The sequence below is a fragment of the Paenibacillus filicis genome, from assembly GCF_038070315.1.
Classification (GTDB): Bacteria; Bacillota; Bacilli; order Paenibacillales; family NBRC-103111; genus Paenibacillus_G; species Paenibacillus_G filicis.
On record NZ_JBBPCC010000001.1, the window covers coordinates 362,243 to 377,254 of the forward strand.

General features: G+C 57.3%; 13 protein-coding genes and 1 pseudogene. 2 read left to right on the forward strand and 12 right to left on the reverse strand.

Annotated features, from left to right (window positions below):
* Window positions 1-107 precede the first annotated feature (107 nt).
* A pseudogene (locus WMW72_RS01705) lies at window positions 108-707 on the forward strand (Rpn family recombination-promoting nuclease/putative transposase).
* Between the two features lie 66 nt (window positions 708-773).
* On the forward strand, window positions 774-1,316 hold the full coding sequence (locus tag WMW72_RS01710) for an HXXEE domain-containing protein (protein WP_341413671.1): 543 nt from the start codon (window positions 774-776) through the stop codon (window positions 1,314-1,316).
* A gap of 7 nt (window positions 1,317-1,323) precedes the next feature.
* On the opposite strand, the gene WMW72_RS01715 is transcribed toward WMW72_RS01710, so the two are convergent.
* The 12 genes from WMW72_RS01715 to WMW72_RS01770 form a co-directional block, all read right to left on the reverse strand.
* Window positions 1,324-2,289 (reverse strand): phosphotriesterase family protein, encoded by a 966-nt coding sequence (locus tag WMW72_RS01715; RefSeq protein ID WP_341413672.1) that lies wholly within the window; start codon window positions 2,287-2,289, stop codon window positions 1,324-1,326.
* Window positions 2,290-2,457: 168 nt separating this feature from the next.
* Window positions 2,458-3,303 (reverse strand): carbohydrate ABC transporter permease, encoded by an 846-nt coding sequence (locus tag WMW72_RS01720; RefSeq protein WP_341413673.1) that lies wholly within the window; start codon window positions 3,301-3,303, stop codon window positions 2,458-2,460.
* Complete coding sequence (locus tag WMW72_RS01725; protein ID WP_341413674.1) at window positions 3,303-4,169, reverse strand: carbohydrate ABC transporter permease; 867 nt, start codon at window positions 4,167-4,169, stop codon at window positions 3,303-3,305. Before WMW72_RS01725 ends, WMW72_RS01720 begins: the two co-directional genes overlap by 1 nt.
* 110 nt (window positions 4,170-4,279) lie before the next feature.
* Window positions 4,280-5,680 carry an ABC transporter substrate-binding protein gene (locus WMW72_RS01730; RefSeq protein WP_341413675.1) on the reverse strand — a complete coding sequence of 467 codons (1,401 nt, stop codon included), beginning with the start codon at window positions 5,678-5,680 and terminating at the stop codon, window positions 4,280-4,282.
* A 101-nt stretch (window positions 5,681-5,781) separates the two neighbouring features.
* Window positions 5,782-7,410 carry a response regulator gene (locus tag WMW72_RS01735; protein ID WP_341413676.1) on the reverse strand — a complete coding sequence of 543 codons (1,629 nt, stop codon included), beginning with the start codon at window positions 7,408-7,410 and terminating at the stop codon, window positions 5,782-5,784.
* Window positions 7,403-9,208 carry a cache domain-containing sensor histidine kinase gene (locus WMW72_RS01740; RefSeq protein ID WP_341413677.1) on the reverse strand — a complete coding sequence of 602 codons (1,806 nt, stop codon included), beginning with the start codon at window positions 9,206-9,208 and terminating at the stop codon, window positions 7,403-7,405. The genes WMW72_RS01735 and WMW72_RS01740 overlap by 8 nt, the downstream gene beginning before the upstream one ends.
* A 131-nt stretch (window positions 9,209-9,339) precedes the next feature.
* The gene (locus tag WMW72_RS01745) at window positions 9,340-10,320 is read right to left on the reverse strand and encodes an aldo/keto reductase (protein WP_341413678.1); all 981 of its coding nucleotides are present in this window, start codon (window positions 10,318-10,320) and stop codon (window positions 9,340-9,342) included.
* Between the two features lie 9 nt (window positions 10,321-10,329).
* Window positions 10,330-10,926 (reverse strand): glucose-6-phosphate isomerase family protein, encoded by a 597-nt coding sequence (locus tag WMW72_RS01750; protein WP_341413679.1) that lies wholly within the window; start codon window positions 10,924-10,926, stop codon window positions 10,330-10,332.
* A gap of 43 nt (window positions 10,927-10,969) precedes the next feature.
* The gene (locus WMW72_RS01755; RefSeq protein ID WP_341413680.1) at window positions 10,970-11,908 is read right to left on the reverse strand and encodes a shikimate dehydrogenase family protein; all 939 of its coding nucleotides are present in this window, start codon (window positions 11,906-11,908) and stop codon (window positions 10,970-10,972) included.
* A 14-nt stretch (window positions 11,909-11,922) separates the two neighbouring features.
* On the reverse strand, window positions 11,923-12,885 hold the full coding sequence (locus WMW72_RS01760; protein ID WP_341413681.1) for a phosphoglycerate dehydrogenase: 963 nt from the start codon (window positions 12,883-12,885) through the stop codon (window positions 11,923-11,925).
* 17 nt (window positions 12,886-12,902) lie between these two features.
* Window positions 12,903-13,889 carry an SMP-30/gluconolactonase/LRE family protein gene (locus tag WMW72_RS01765; RefSeq protein ID WP_341413682.1) on the reverse strand — a complete coding sequence of 329 codons (987 nt, stop codon included), beginning with the start codon at window positions 13,887-13,889 and terminating at the stop codon, window positions 12,903-12,905.
* A gap of 40 nt (window positions 13,890-13,929) precedes the next feature.
* Complete coding sequence (locus tag WMW72_RS01770) at window positions 13,930-14,973, reverse strand: zinc-dependent alcohol dehydrogenase (protein ID WP_341413683.1); 1,044 nt, start codon at window positions 14,971-14,973, stop codon at window positions 13,930-13,932.
* Window positions 14,974-15,012 lie beyond the last annotated feature (39 nt).

The window sequence follows — 15,012 nt, forward strand, 5'->3', positions numbered from 1 at the left end:
TGGGCCTCCTTTTTTATTCTGAATTAAGATCCAACGCTTGTTTATTACGCGCATCCAAACGATAAACATGATACAATAGAAGGGATAATGACTGGAGTTGATGCGCCATGCACGATCTGCTGGACCCCAAAAATGATTTTGTACTTAAGCGCATTTCGGAAGCGAAGAAAACAAGGACATTCTGCTGGCCTTCTTAAATCATACGTTCAAAGAAGCTGGAAAACCTCCTCTTGCCGAAATTATTTTAATGAATCCTTATACCGACAAGGATTCACCCCGAGACAAGCAATCTATCTTCGACATTCGGGCTAAAACCGCGGCAGGCGAGTTGATCAATATTGAAATGCAGCTGTTCCGGAGGGCTGCTGAACTGGCTGTTGTTCTTGAAAGGAATCGACCCTATAAGCTGGGAGGTGCTGACCATGAATGAGCCTGTACTGCGTAAGGCATTGAACACGCTGGAGTTTCTGAGCCAGGATGCGGAAGCCCGCCGTATGTACGAGATGCGTCAGAAAGCTCTGCATGACGAGGCTTCGATGATCGAGGGTGCGCGCGAAGAGGGCCGGGAACAAGGCCGAGAACAAGGCAGCCATCAGAAGGCTGTGGAAATAGCCAAGAAAATGCTCGCCAAGGGTGTAGACATAGAAGAAATCTCTGACTACTCCGGGCTGACAGTAGAAGAAGTTCTTCGATTAAAGGCTCATTAACAGACAAGGCTGCCGAGACCGGCAGCCTTGTCTGTTATAGCTATGATTGGAGGGGATGTTCGAAGCATGCATGAGCTTATCCATCTGGAGACGTTAATCTGGCTGCTGCCCGTCGCTTTTTTCATCCATGATGCCGAGGAAATACTAACCGTCGAGCAGCAAGCACATAAGCACAGGGACCACCCGGCTTTCGCTTCTCAGATCCGACTGCTGGACTGGAACAAGTCCGTAACCCTTCAGTTTACGGTGGCCGTGCTTCTCATGGGCTCCATCCTGCTTCTGGTGACGTCTTGGCAGGCCGCTCATTTTGATGGCATCCGCCCATTGCATGCGCTTTTTCTAGGCATCGTAGCCGTGGTGCTGCTCGACGGGGTTAAGCATGTGGGGGTTACGGTTGCCATTAGGTCATACACGCCGGGCGTCATCACAGCCCTGTTCGTCGAAATTCCGTACGGGGCGTATGCCTTGTACCGCTTTTACGAGGCAGGTCTGGCCCCTCCCGGAACGATCCTCCTAGGCATCGCTATGGCGCTGCCTCTCGTGGCTTTACTGATCTGGACCGGATTAACGGTCGGGAATAAGATCTCCCCTCGCCGGAAGCCTCTCTAACCTTGGCCTATAGGATCAACTCACGTCTCATGGCAAACGCATCTGCCGGATTCAGCACCATCATCCGGTGCACCTGCTTCTCCGTAACGCCGTACTGTCGCAGCAGGGGAATAAATCGCTCCGCGATAAAGTCCAAGCCTATTGCACCGCCGTAGCTTTTCATCCGCTGGCGAGTCGTATCCAGTCCGAGCAGCACCTGGCGCTCCAGCCCCCAGTCCATCATCTGCCGGATGAGCGCAGCCTCTTCCTCATCGCCGTGGTACTTGTACCGCGCGATCGTGTCATACTCGAGGTAAAGGCCCTGCTCGGCCAGTCTGCGATGGGCGAGCGGCTGGTCCAGGCTCCGGTCCAGATGGCAGATGATGATCTGCCCGGCCGGCACGCCGCGCTCCATGTAGAAGCTCGCCAGCGCCTCCGCCTGCTCGTAGGATTCGATATGACACAGGATCGGGGCTCCCGTGCGCAGCGCAGCATCCGCAGCAGCGTAGAACCAGCGCTTATCGGGATCGTTCATCCGCTGCTCGTCCATCGCCGTCTTGATGATGCCTGCCCTGGCCGGAATGAAGTCCCCGGGCTCCTCTCTATCCGTGCCCACATACATCCCGATGGTCAGCTCGTGGATGAAAATCTCCGTTAGCCGCTCCTGATCGTACCTGCGTATCCAGTGATGCTCGTTGTAAAAGTCCAATTTGTGAAAGCCGGTGGACGCGATCAGATGCATCCCCGTCTCGACCGAAGCGTCGAGCAGCGATGCTTCCATACGCCCGCAGCCCAGCGGCTGGGCATCCACAACCGCCCGTCCTCCGACGCCGCGCAGCAGGCGCAGCTCGGCCAGCGTCTTGTCGTAGTCGTCCAGGCAGAGTGCTGGATTGAGCGAGGATGGATGACCCGCCTCCAGAAACAAATGCTCGTGGCTGTGACAAAAGCCCAGCTCCCCGCTGTCGATCACTCCCCGAACCGTCTGAATGAACATACCGAAGTCCTCCCTTTATTCTCCTCAAGCCACAAGAAGCCTCAAGAAGCCCTAAGTAAAAAAAGCCGTCCTTCGGCAGAAGCTCTGCACTCCGGACAGCGTCATAAGTCAGCCCTGACCGCCCCACTCGCCTGAGCGCTTAATAGGGCCACTCTCACCTAACTGATCCTAGCCCTTGACCGCACCAGCCGTCAAGCTGCTCGTAATCTGTTCCGTAAACAACATATACAACAGAACCGACGGCAGCGCAATAATCGTCATAACCGCAAACTGCGCGCCATAGTTGGATGCATACTGCCCGGTAAACTGGATAAGCGAGAACGGCAGCGTCTTGAACGTATCCGAGCGGATATAGGTGATCGCCATGATGAACTCATTCCACGTATTCAGGAACGCAAGCACCGCGACAGAGGCAATGACAGGCCGCGAGATCGGGAAAATAATCCGGAACACGACCCCAAGCAGATTCAGCCCGTCGATGACGGCCGCTTCCTCGATCGCCCGCGGCGTCGTCTCCATAAAGCCGATGAAGATAAATACGCTGATCGGAATCAGAAACGCGATATTCGGCAATATGATAGCGAAATACGTATCGATCCATTGAATTTTATTGAATATGAAGAAATTCGGCAGCAGCGTCGAGTATATCGGCACGATCATGCAAACCATAACCAGCCCGGCCAAATATTTATTCCATTTCCAATCGATGCGCGCGATTACGTAGCTGAGCATGACCGACACCACGACCGTGACTGCGATAACGACCGCAGCGACGATTGCGCTGTTCAGCAGGTAAGCCGGCACGTGGCCTAGGGTGAACGCGTCGATGTAGTTTTTCCATTGAAAGGGGGCCGGCCACTTCAGAATATCACTGCCGAAGAAATCCCCGCTTTTCAGCAGCGAAAAGTTAATCATCCAGAGCAAAGGAAAGATCTGGGCAAGCCCGACCGCCAGTAAACAAATCAACAAAATCGCATGAACGACGCGGGTATAAGGCTTCATCGCTGTCTTCATCAGAATTCACCTACATCTTTCTTCAGCAAGCGGTTCATCACCAGCGTAATTAACAGACAGAAGATGACGAACAGAACGGAGACTGCGCTGCCGTAACCGAACAAGCCTTCGCGGAAAGCTTTGGAATACAAGTAAGTCGCCAGAAACTGCGTGCTATTGGCGGGTCCGCCGCCCGTCATCAGGAAGACAGTCTCCATCTGCTTGAACCCGGCCACAATCGCGAGCACCACATTAATACGGATCACCGGCGACATCAGCGGAAGCACGACACGCGTGTTGAACTGCCAGCGGTTCGCACCGTCGACGATCGCCGCTTCGCTCAGCTCAGCAGGAATACCCTTGATCCCAGCGTAGTACAGCAGATACGCATAACCGAACCCCTGCCACATCGCGACGAAAATAATCGAGTAGATCGCGATCTCCGGATTGCCCAGCCAGTCCTGCTTCCAGGAGGCGAGGCCGATCCCGCTCAGAATGCGGTTCAACAGCCCGTATTGGACCGATAAGATACTCACCCACATTTGCGAAGTGACGAATGTGGAAATAATGGACGGGATGAAAATCACCACACGCAGGATGCGCTCCAATTTCCCCGTATACGGCGTTATGATGGCCATGAACATCGCCAGTGGATGCTGCAGCAGCACGAAGGCCAATCCGAGAAGCACCGCATGGCGGAGCGAGCTCCAAAACACAGGGTCATGGAAAAACAGTTCCTTGTAGTTGTCCCAGCCTTGAAACTGGTAGTCCACGCCGTCGTAGTTGGTAAAGCTGAGATACAGGGCAACCAGAATAGGCAGCAGGATCATGCCGAGAATGAACAGCAGGCCCGGGGTAATCAGAACGGCGATATTCCGTTTCTCCATCCAAAGTTTATTCATATCCACCACTTCCATTTCTCTTTCTCTGCAAAAAGGGAGCAAAACGTATCCATCCCGCTTTGCTCCCTGGGTGTCCGTCCGATTAGGCTTATGTCTTAAGGATTCAGTTCTTTATTCGATTTGTCGGCGATGCCATCGATCACTTCGGCGAATTTCTCAGGCGTCGATTTGAGTGCCAGCAGTTCGGTAATCGCATCCAGGTATCCTTTGGACGTGGAAGCGGAGAAACGGTCCTGGGAGTTCGCGCCGCTGATGTTCTTAGCCGATTTGAGGATGTTTGTCAGATCCTTCTGCACCTGCGTTTCCTTGCCTGTCGCAAACTCGTCATACGATTGAGCCGGGAACGTGATGCCGTTCTGCCATACGGTCTTGGCCCAGTTCTCCTTCTTGAACATCCAGATGGCGAATTTCTTCGCTTCCTCGGTATTCTTGGACTTGCTGGATACGCTGTAGCCGCCGCCGAACCAAGCGAGCAGATCGGTCGTCGGGCTCTTGCCATCATCGGAAGCCGGATAAGGAATCGCAATCATATTGTCGCGGACGTCCTGCGGGAAGTTGGCGTCGGTCGAGAGGCCCATCTCCCATTGTCCCATCAGATACATCGCCGCCTTGCCTTGACCGAACAGGTTGCGCGCTGCGCCGTAGTCAAGGTTCAGGAAGCCTTCGCCGAACACGCCGCTCTTGACCATATCCTGCAGCTTCTTGGCCGAAGTGACGACAGCCGGGTCCTTGAACGAACCGGTACGGTCGATCGCCTTGTGGTACAGATCGAATCCGCCGGACTGACGGGAGACGACGGCATCGAACAAGAGACCCAGCGGCCAAGCGTCACGCCCGTCAAGCGAGATCGGCACAACACCGGTGCCCTTCAGCTTCTCAGCAATTTTGAACAAATCAGACTCCGTCTTCGGCGGCTCGAGGCCGCGATCGGCGAGCAGTTTTTTATTTACGTAGAGGACGAGGAAGTCCGTATTTTTCGGAATGCCGTAAATCTTGCCGTTCATGGAGAAGGAGTCGAAGGCCGCGTCGATAAAGCCTTGTCCCTTGAAGTCATCCTTCGTAAAGGAGACGAGCGCATTATTTTTGACGAACGGTCCGAGGTAGCGCGCGCCGCCCCACATCATCGTCACCTCGGGAAGGACGCCCGAGACGTTGTAAATTTTCAGCTTATCCTGGAATTGCGGATCTGGGGAAAGCGTTTCCACGGTGATCTTGACATTGGGGTTCTCTTTCATATACTGATCGATCAGCATTTGCTCCGCTTTACCTTGGCCGCCCGTACGATCCGGGTTGTTACTGAAGAACTTGATCTCCGCCTTCTGGCCTGTGTCCGTCTTCGTGTCCGTCTTCGTCTCCGTAGCCGGCGCTGTAGCCTTGGTATCCGGCTTAGCCGCCCCTTTGTCGGCTGGCTGGCTGGTTGTTGTTCCGCCGCCACAAGCCGTGGCAACGCTTGCAAGAGCCACAATCGCGGTAACGGTGCTAAGTAACTTTTTCAAAAGAACCCCTCCTCTAATATCTTGCTTAGCGCTATATCTTGATTATAAAGGACACCAAATGAGGGGGTAACCTATGATTCTTCGGTAAAGCTGTACGTTTATTAGAAGCCGATTTGCTTTTTATACTGGGAAGGCAGCATACCGGTCCACTTCTTGAAAAAACGGACGAAATGCGCCTCATCGTAGTACCCGACCTCCCGCGCCACCGTGTACACCTTGCTGCCCTCGTGCTTGAACAGCTGCTTCGCCTTTTCGATCCGGTACTGGTGCAGATAGTCGAGGAAGTTAATCCCCATCTCTTGACGGAACAGCGTCGACAGATGCGACTGGGAGATGAAGACCTCCTCCGCGATCGACTTGAGCGTCAGGTTAGTCATATACTTCTCATCGATCAGACAGAGTACATACTGGATCGTTTTGTGCGGCTGCTTCTTCGTATGGCGGTACTCCACAAACTTCTGGATCACGACGGTCAGCAGCGTGGACAGCTCCTCGAACGTTTCCTGGTGCTGAACCTGCTCCGCAAAGCCCTCGAACTGCTTGACTGCTTCCTTAACCAGCTCGCCGTTCGCCGCCTTAATCTCCCGGATCAAGGAGTCGATAAACGCATACGAGTGCAGATGGATGCGCCGGATCGACAGATCCTGCTCCTTGAACGTATGCAGCCATTCCTCAACCTCCACGACAAAATCCGAGTAGTTGCTGGCCGCCAGCGCTTCGCGGATACGCTGCTCCAAATCGGCGAAGTCCTCCTGGAACTTGGGCGTCAGGGTGGCCGCAGGCGCAGACTCCACCGTATCTCCGGCGAGAAACACGCCCTTGCCGCCATGGAAGAAGCGCTGGGACAGCACCTCCTGCGCATCGCGGTACGACTGGTGCAGGTGGGTCAGCTGCGTCTCTCCGCCGACTCCTATGCTGATGCTGACCTTCAGGAAGGTGGACAAATTCCGCTGGATCGGCTCCAGACGCTCCTGAATGTCTGTATGCCGCAGCCCATCCGGGCTGCCCGCGATCAGCACGAATTGATCCTCCAGCGTCAGCAGCTCATGCCGGCCGCCGAACCGGTCGCCGATGCTCTCCTCCATAATATTGGCCGCCGCGTAACGGATCAGCGGAAGATCGGACTCGGTGTAGGAGAGCGCATTCAGTGCCTTCTTGTCGAAGCGGAAGACGATGACGAGCGCCGGATTGTCCGTCAGCTTGATGCCGTACTCCCCGATCTCCGCCAGACATTCGGCCATCGTACGAGGCTTGGCGGCGCGCAGCCACTTCATCAGCCGGTCCTCCTTGATCGCCCGCACATTAGCATTCCATTGACGCTCCAGCCGGTCGACCTGCTGATGCTGGCTGCGCGTGTAGATCAGCTTGACCTTCGCCCGCGCGATCGCTTCCCGGACCTGCTTCGGACTGCACGGCTTCAGGATATAGTCCAGCACCCCGAGCTTGACCGCCTGCTGCGCGTATTCGAACTCGCTATGCCCCGTCAGCAGGACGGGGATCAGGTCCCAGCCCCGGCCGGACACCTCGGCGATCAGCTCCAGCCCCGACATCTGCGGCATGCGGATGTCCGTGAGCAGAATATCCGGCTGCTCCAGCTCCATCAACTCCAGTGCCTTGCGGCCGTTCGATGCCGTACCCAGGATGCGGATATCCTCCGACTCCCAGTCGATCATCGTCAAGATCCCTTCACGGAAGGCCGGTTCATCCTCCACGATTAATAATTTATGCATCTCGCTCATCTCCTCCCGCCACACTCACCCGATCCATATTCACTTTGATTTTGACCGACGTGCCAAAGTTCAAGCGACTGTTTACCTCAATAGCCACTTCGTCACCGAAATAGTTGCGAAGCCGCTCCCGTGTATTGAATAAGGCAAAGCCATCTGCCTGATCGGGCGCCACGGCACGCTGTCTCGCCTGTACCGCCGCCCTCATCTGCTCCAGCTTCTCCGCTGGGATGCCCATCCCATTGTCCGTTACCTCCAGCACGAGCTGCCCCTCGGATTCGTAGACAAAGAGATGAATAAAGCCCTGACCCTCCATCTGCTCGATGCCGTGGACGACCGCATTCTCCACCAGCGGCTGCAGGAGCAGCTTGGGAATGCGCATCTGCGTGAGATGAGGCTCGACCTCAATCGCATACGTCAGCTTGTCGCCAAAGCGGATTTGGCTGAGGAACAAGTAATTTTCGACAATCGTCAGCTCCTTCTCGATCGTGATGATATCCGCACCTTGGCTTAGATTGAAGCGGAAAAACACCGACAAACGCTGAATCATATCCGCCGTCTTGTCCGCGCCCTCCCGATAGGACATCCAGGCAATCGAATTGAGTGTATTGTAGAGAAAATGAGGATTGATCTGGGATTGCAGCATTCGAAGCCTGGCTTCCTTCTCCGACAGCTCAGACTCATACACATCTTGGATAAGCTCCCGGATTCGCTCGACCATGATGTTGTAGCCCCGGCCGAGCTGGCCGATCTCGTCCCGCAGCTCGATCTCAACCGACTGTCTGAAGTCGCCGGCCTGCAGCTCGCGCATCGACTTGAGCAGCTGCTTGAGGGGATTCAGCAGCAGCTTGGAGACAACCCAGCTCAGCGGTACGTTGACGAGCAGGATCATGATGACGAAGGCAACGGTCAGCCAGCGGATCTGACCTAGCTGCTGCAACTCCTGCGTCCGGGGCTGAATGACCAACACATGCCACCCGGTCGCCGACGACGCGGAGTGGGAGATCAGCCACTGCTCATCGTGCTGCTTCCAGTCCACCTGCTCCATCGGGGTATGGTTGTAATATGGCAGGTCGGTGAACGACTGCCCGCTCCACTTCCCGCTCGAGTCCGATACGATGGTTCCGCTTTCATTCATGACCACGATCTCTACATTGTCGCGAGCCGGGATGATGGAACGTCGGAAATCCTCCTCCGTCATGCCGATGATCATCAGCCCCTCCTGCACCAGAGTCTCAGGATTGACGAGCACCTTGCTGTAGAACACCTTCTTGCGCTGGTCCCCGATGAACAGCTTGAGCGGGCCCGCCTCCACGCCCCAGGCGCCCTTGATGACATTCGCTACCGTATACTTGTAAATATCGCTCTGCTTGTAGGTGTCGTAGCTGATAATCTCGTTGTTGTTCAGGCTGTTGAACTTGATCGTCGGAAAATGATCTGAGAAAATAAGCAGCGACTGGAAAAACTGCCGGGTGCTGAGCAGCCGGTTGATCATCGAGTTGACGACCTGCGCCGAGTTGTAGCTCGCATCGGGCGACAGCAGATCATGCAGCTCGGAAGACAGCGACAGGTAGCTGTAGATATCGTAAATATCCTTGGCGAGATAATCCAGATGTGCAACCGTCTGTGAGGAGATATTGTCCTGCGCCTGCGAGATTTTATCCAGTACCTGATTGGACGCCGTCGTGTAGGACATATAGCCGATGCTGGCCGCCGTTACCACAAGCAGGGGCATGAACCAGAGCTGAAATTTGCCGCGAAGGGGCAGCTCCAGATAAAGGGTTTTCATTTTAGCCAACATAAAAGGACCTCCCGCATGGGCGTGTCGAGCCGAGTGGTTTTATGTATAAGCTTACTCGAAACCCTGCGGATTTTGAATAAGAAAAGATAGACAGCCCGATTCCTCGAAGGAACCGGGCTTCATCTGTTGATTTACCACGAATAAGACTCCGGCGCAGGACCGCCAGGTCCCGGGAAGATCTCGTCCAGACGCTGCAGCGTCGCGGCGTCGAGCTTGATCTCTACGGCGCGGAGCACATCGCGCAGCTGCTCCACCGTGCGCGGCCCGATGATCGGACCGGTCAGCGCCGGATTGGCCAGCACCCACGCTAGCGCGACATTGGATTCCTTCTCGCCGAGCTCGCGGCACAAGGCCGAGAACGCCTCCAAGCTGGCGCGGTGACGCTCGATCACCGCCGTCTGCTGCGCGGTGCGGTTGCTCACCTGCGGGTTCAGCGCATTGCCGCCGAGCACGCCGCCTGCGAGCGGGCTCCAGGCGACGACGCCGAGGCCTAGGTCCTGGGCGGCCGGGAGCACCTCCAGCTCCGGCGTGCGATTGAGCAGGCTGTAGATATGCTGCTCGACGACGAGACCCATGAACTTGCGCTCCTTGGCCGCAGCTTGCGCCTTCACCAGATGCCAGCCCGCGAAGTTGCTGGAGCCGATGTAGTCGACCTTGCCCTGACGAACGACGCCCTCCAGCGCCTCCCACAGCTCCTCCCATGGCGTCCGCCAGTCAATATGATGCATGAAGAACAGCTCGACATGATCGGTCTGAAGCCGGCGGAGCGAGCCCTCCAGGTGACGGCGGATCTTGTACAGCGACAGTCCTTTCTCGTCATTGGGGCCGTCCAGCGGGTCGGACATCTTCTCGTAAGCCTTGGTCGCGAGGATCACGCGCTCGCGCCGCTGGCCTCCCTGTGCCAGCCAGCGGCCGATCAGCCGCTCCGTGGTGCCGGCATTTTCACCCCAGCCGTATATATTAGCCGTGTCGAAGAAATTGATCCCCGCATCCAGCGCCTCGTCCATGATGCGGAACGCTTCCTTCTCATCCGTCGACACGCCGAAGTTCATCGTCCCGAGGCAGAGACGGCTGACCTTCATCCCGGTTCTTCCTAGGTAAGTGTATTCCATCGTAGTCCGTTAGCTCCCTTCCGGGGCGTTCCACTTCGGATTGTCCACGATAACGGCCTGGCCGTCCTCCTCGACAATCAGCTTGCGGAAGCCCTTGCTCTCGATCGTGCCGTAATCATGGCCAGAGTCGGCCCGGTACACGAAGAACGTCACGAGCGGCACACTGCCCGTGTTGATGCTGCGGTGCGCATAGCGCGGCGGCACATACACCGCCTGGCCCGGCGCGAAGCGCTCGGCCTTCCAGTCTCCCTCCGGGTTCTCCATCAGCATGAAACCTTCCCCGCTCAGGCAGTAGTACACCTCGGGCGTATCGAGAATCGTATGAAAATGCCCCTTGGTCATCGCATATTCGCGTCCGACCTTGCCCGGCTGCAGAATGCTGGTGCCGAACAGCAGCTCGTTAGGCGACTCCGGCATCGTCAGCTCATAAAATTCGTACGTCAGCGGATCACCCGCTGCCACCAGCTCGGCCAGCGCTTCGGCATTCTCGTACATGCCGGTCATTTTGGAAAAATACCGCCGCGTAGGCGTGTAATCGTTAGATAATCCGCTCAGCAAATCGAAATGGGCGGAAAAAGGGACCGTGCCCGCTTGCAGACTCATCATAAGTTCCTCTCCATTCTGCTCTGGTCTGGTAAGTCGTCCACGGCTACCGCAGTGTACCCGCAATCCGCTCCAGCTCGGCGAAGGTCGCTGCATCGATGTCCAAGTGGAACACCTCCTGGATGACCTGTGTCCAGCCATGGATGAAGTAAATCCAGCCATCCTCCACATACAGGCTACGGTCCGCCTTCTGACGGTTCGCCTGATGCAGGAAGTCGAGCGCTCCCCGGTAGTTCAGCTCCCAGACGAGGCTATTGGCCGGGAATGCCCCGTCGTCCGTAATCGGTGAGCCCGGCTGATCCTTGCCGAGACCGGTCGCATTGATCACCAGCGACAGCGGCTTCACCCCGGCCATGACCTTATCGTTGTCTCCAGCCAGCGGTGTGAGGTGATACTCGGCCGGCACATCGGGCGCAACCTCGTTCATGATCCGCTCGATCTCGTCCAGACGCGGCTTGCTGCGGTTGGTGACGATCAGCTTGCTCGGGCGGCTTGCTTTCTTCGGATCAAGCAGATACGCCGAGATGGCGATCGCGCTTCCGCCAGCGCCCATCACGAACAACTCCCCGCCGTGCTCCTGCCAGTAGCCATCCGGAACGAAGGCTTCCAGCGCGAGTCCGCTGGAGATCGGGTCCTTGGCGTAGCCCTCGAGCTTGCCGTCCCTCTTGGAGATGCAGCTCAGCTCGCCGAACATCGTCGCGTACGGGTCGAGATAGTCGAACATATCCTTGGCCGCGTTGTACAGGTCGATCTTGTGCGTCGTCACCAGTGCGCCGAGCGACAGCTCATCGTCCTTGATGAACTGGACAGCCTGCCGGTACAACGCAGGGTCGGCGTGGATGCCGATGTCGATACCGCGGATGACCGCGTCCTCAAGGCCCAATGCCTGCGCCCAGAGCGGAAACAGCTTCATGATCGAGGATTGGGTCGTGGTGACTCCGATGAAATATAAAGTAGGCTGCTCAGCCTTTTGCAGATTCAGCATAGGTCAGGCTCCTTTCATGATGTCCGTGTTCGTGCCGGAAGCTCGTTCAGCAAGTCCAGCAGATTGTGCGTCGATAGTGTCGCCATCCTAGCCACCGCCTCCCGGGTGAAGGCGCCCGTATGCGACGTCAGCAGGAAGCGGTCCAGTTGAAGCAGCGGATGTCCGCCGTCTGGAGGCTCGACGGAGAACACGTCCTGCGCCGCTCCGGCAAGTGCGCCGCCGGTCAGCGCGCGGTAGAGCGCATCCTCGTCCACCAGCTCGCCGCGGGATGTGTTGATCAGAATCGCCGATGGCTTCATTAGCCCGAGCGTCCGTTCGCCGATTAGATGCTTCGTCTCCGGCGTATACGGGACATGCAGCGAGATCACGTCCGCTTGCTCCAGCAGCCGGTCCAGGTCATGCTCGCGCCGGATACCATGCGCCTCCAGGAACGATTCGTCCCGCAGGAAGGGATCGTAGATGACCGGCTGCATACCGAGGCCTTTGGCCCGGATCGCTACCTCGCGGCCGATCTGGCCGCCACCGACGAGGCCGATTATCTTGCCGGTCAGCTCGATGCCCATCGCCCGCTCCCAATGTCCTTGCTTCACAGAAGCGACATTATGCGGAATATGCCGGGCGATCGCGAACAGCAAGCCGATCGCATGCTCCGCTACAGAAATATGATTAGAGCCTGCGGCGTTCCGCACACCGATGCCGAGCTCCTTCGCTTTGTCCAGGTCGATGTTATCCATGCCCATGCCATACTTGGAGATGGCTCGCACGTCGCGGCACTGCTCCAGCACGGAGCCCGGCAGCGGATCGACGCCGATGATGATGCCGGCGACACCCTCGCCGGCCAGCTCCACGATCTCGGCCTCGGTCAGCGTCCGCCCGGTCGTGTTCTCGATAATTTCATACCCCTGCTCCAGGATCAGCGGGTAGACGGCTTCTTTATAGTTGGCGAAGGATTTGGGGGTAATCAGTATTTTCGTCATAGGAGCCTCGATCCGCCTTACAAGTCCAGCTCGGACATCGTAGCTGGCAGCTCATGCTTGGTATTGACCTTGCCGGGACCCGTCACCAGGTCGAAGCAAGAGACAACCAGCTTGCCTTCCCAGATGAACGCTTCGCTCGGCTGGTCCAGCTCGCCCTGGAAGCCGTCCGTATCCGGGCTTTGAGCGTAGCGCTCAACCGTTCCGTCGGGGTATACCTTGGCGATCGCGTTGGCCGAAAAGTCGGCGATGTACAGGTTGCCAGCTTCATCCATGATCATGCCGTCCGTGGTCTGCAGTTGCTCCGGGTTTTTCGCCCACACGACATTGTCTTTCACTGTGCCATCTTCATTGAAGGTGATCTTATGAACCGCACCGTCGCCGAAGTTGCCGACATACAGGTTGCCTTCCGGATCGAACTCGATTCCGTCTGCTCCGTATTGGTCATTCTCGTTGAGCGTCAGCATCGAGGTCAGCATATGCGGATCGTCCAGCGTATTAGTAATTTGGATCCCCTCTTCGTCGAGGCCGAAACGATAGACGCAGCTGCGGAGCAAGCCGGTCGGGTCTTCCACCTTGGTGAGCACGCTTTGCGTGACATACATATACGAGCCGCGGATTCGGATGCCGTTCGGATGCTCCATGCCTTCCGCGACGACGGTTGTCGAGACGACCTCGTCGTTCTCGATCCGCAGACGCAGGATGCGGCCCTCAAAGCTGCCCTCCGGCGAGCCTGACCAGCCTTGGTTGTCACAGATGTACAGATCGCCGTCCGGTCCGAACGCGATGCCCATCGGGCATGCGACGCCGGTCACGGAATGGACGGGCACGTCCACCCATTTGCGAACCTGGCGGTCCCTATTAATGCGGACGAGACAGCCCGGGCGGGACTGGTCGGCAAAGTTCGGGCAGGACAGCACCAGATCGCCATCCGGTCCAAGCGCCATACCGTCGGGCGTCGTGACATACTCTTCAGGCAATAATGTAAACAATCGCGGTGTCTTCATGGGGAACCCCTCCTAGGTCATCAGGCAGTCACTGCCTGGATTAGTCGAATGTAATGATGGTCTTCCTCATGCCGCGGCCGTGCTCGGCCTGCTCGAAGGCTTCGAGTATCTGCTCGAACGGATAGACGTTGGAGATAAACTGGTCCGCCTTGAGCACGCCGGCGGCCATCCAGCTCAGCACCTGGCGGTGGCTTTCGGACTCCTCCTGCTTGGACGGCCATTGATTGAAGTCCAGATGCCAGTTGTACGGCGCCTTGCTCCAGTCCAGCTCCATCCGCGTCTCGGGGGATATGCCGTAGCAGCAAATATGCCCATAAGGAGCGAGCAGCTCCATGCTCTGGTTGATGATCTCGTTCTTGCCGACCGCATCGACGGTGAAGTCGACGCCTGCGGGACAGATGCTGCGAACTTCGGCGGCGAGGTCCTGCGTCTTGCTGTTGATCACCACATCCGCACCGGCCTGCAGTGCCTCCGCAGCCTTCGACTCGCTGGTGACCGAGGCGATGACCGGCCCTAGCCCAAGCAGCTTGGCGAAGGTCAAGAACGACAGGCCGACCGGACCAGCTCCGAAGACGACGACGCTCGCATTGGGCCTGAATCCGAAGCGCTTGCATGCGCTCAGCACCTCGCGGAACGTGACGATCATGGGGGCAGCTGTCGTGTCGATATCCGCCGGCAGCTTCTGCTGGGCGTAGTACGCCTCAGAGAATTCCGGCGCTCCCGGCCCCTTGCCGTCCTCCAGCAGAGACTCAATATCGCCGACCACCGCGTATTCCGAGAACGCGCCCCAGCCGGAATGAATGCCGTCCGTTTCCTGCTCCAGAAACGGCAGCAGCACGAGATCCCCAGCCTGCAAGTGGCGTGCGTTCGCACCGGTCTCGACGACGCGGCCTACACCCTCATGGCCTAGCGCCGCCGGATACGTATCGAAGCCCTTGAACTCGCCGTGAATCAGCTTGAGGTCCGTGCCTCGGCAGATGCCGCAGCTGACCATCTTCACGAGCGCCTGATACGGGCCGTAGGAGGGCCTGGCGATGTCGCGGACGGAGAGCTGGCCGTCCCGATCGACGATCAGACTTTTCATAGCAGTAGTCTCCTCTCTAGCTAGCGTCTCTAGCGTCGT

Bases quoted from the DNA above. Each gene is read 5' to 3' on its own strand.
- WMW72_RS01765 (WP_341413682.1), bottom strand. From the start codon at position 13,889: ATGAAGACACCGCGATTGTTTACATTATTGCCTGAAGAGTATGTCACG.
- WMW72_RS01725 (WP_341413674.1), bottom strand. From the start codon at position 4,169: ATGGAGAAACGGAATATCGCCGTTCTGATTACCCCGGGCCTGCTGTTC.
- WMW72_RS01760 (WP_341413681.1), bottom strand. From the start codon at position 12,885: ATGACGAAAATACTGATTACCCCCAAATCCTTCGCCAACTATAAAGAA.
- WMW72_RS01750 (WP_341413679.1), bottom strand. From the start codon at position 10,926: ATGATGAGTCTGCAAGCGGGCACGGTCCCTTTTTCCGCCCATTTCGAT.
- WMW72_RS01720 (WP_341413673.1), bottom strand. From the start codon at position 3,303: ATGAAGACAGCGATGAAGCCTTATACCCGCGTCGTTCATGCGATTTTG.
- WMW72_RS01755 (WP_341413680.1), bottom strand. From the start codon at position 11,908: ATGCTGAATCTGCAAAAGGCTGAGCAGCCTACTTTATATTTCATCGGA.
- WMW72_RS01745 (WP_341413678.1), bottom strand. From the start codon at position 10,320: ATGGAATACACTTACCTAGGAAGAACCGGGATGAAGGTCAGCCGTCTC.
- WMW72_RS01770 (WP_341413683.1), bottom strand. From the start codon at position 14,973: ATGAAAAGTCTGATCGTCGATCGGGACGGCCAGCTCTCCGTCCGCGAC.
- WMW72_RS01740 (WP_341413677.1), bottom strand. From the start codon at position 9,208: ATGTTGGCTAAAATGAAAACCCTTTATCTGGAGCTGCCCCTTCGCGGC.
- WMW72_RS01715 (WP_341413672.1), bottom strand. From the start codon at position 2,289: ATGTTCATTCAGACGGTTCGGGGAGTGATCGACAGCGGGGAGCTGGGC.
- WMW72_RS01710 (WP_341413671.1), top strand. From the start codon at position 774: ATGCATGAGCTTATCCATCTGGAGACGTTAATCTGGCTGCTGCCCGTC.
- WMW72_RS01735 (WP_341413676.1), bottom strand. From the start codon at position 7,410: ATGCATAAATTATTAATCGTGGAGGATGAACCGGCCTTCCGTGAAGGG.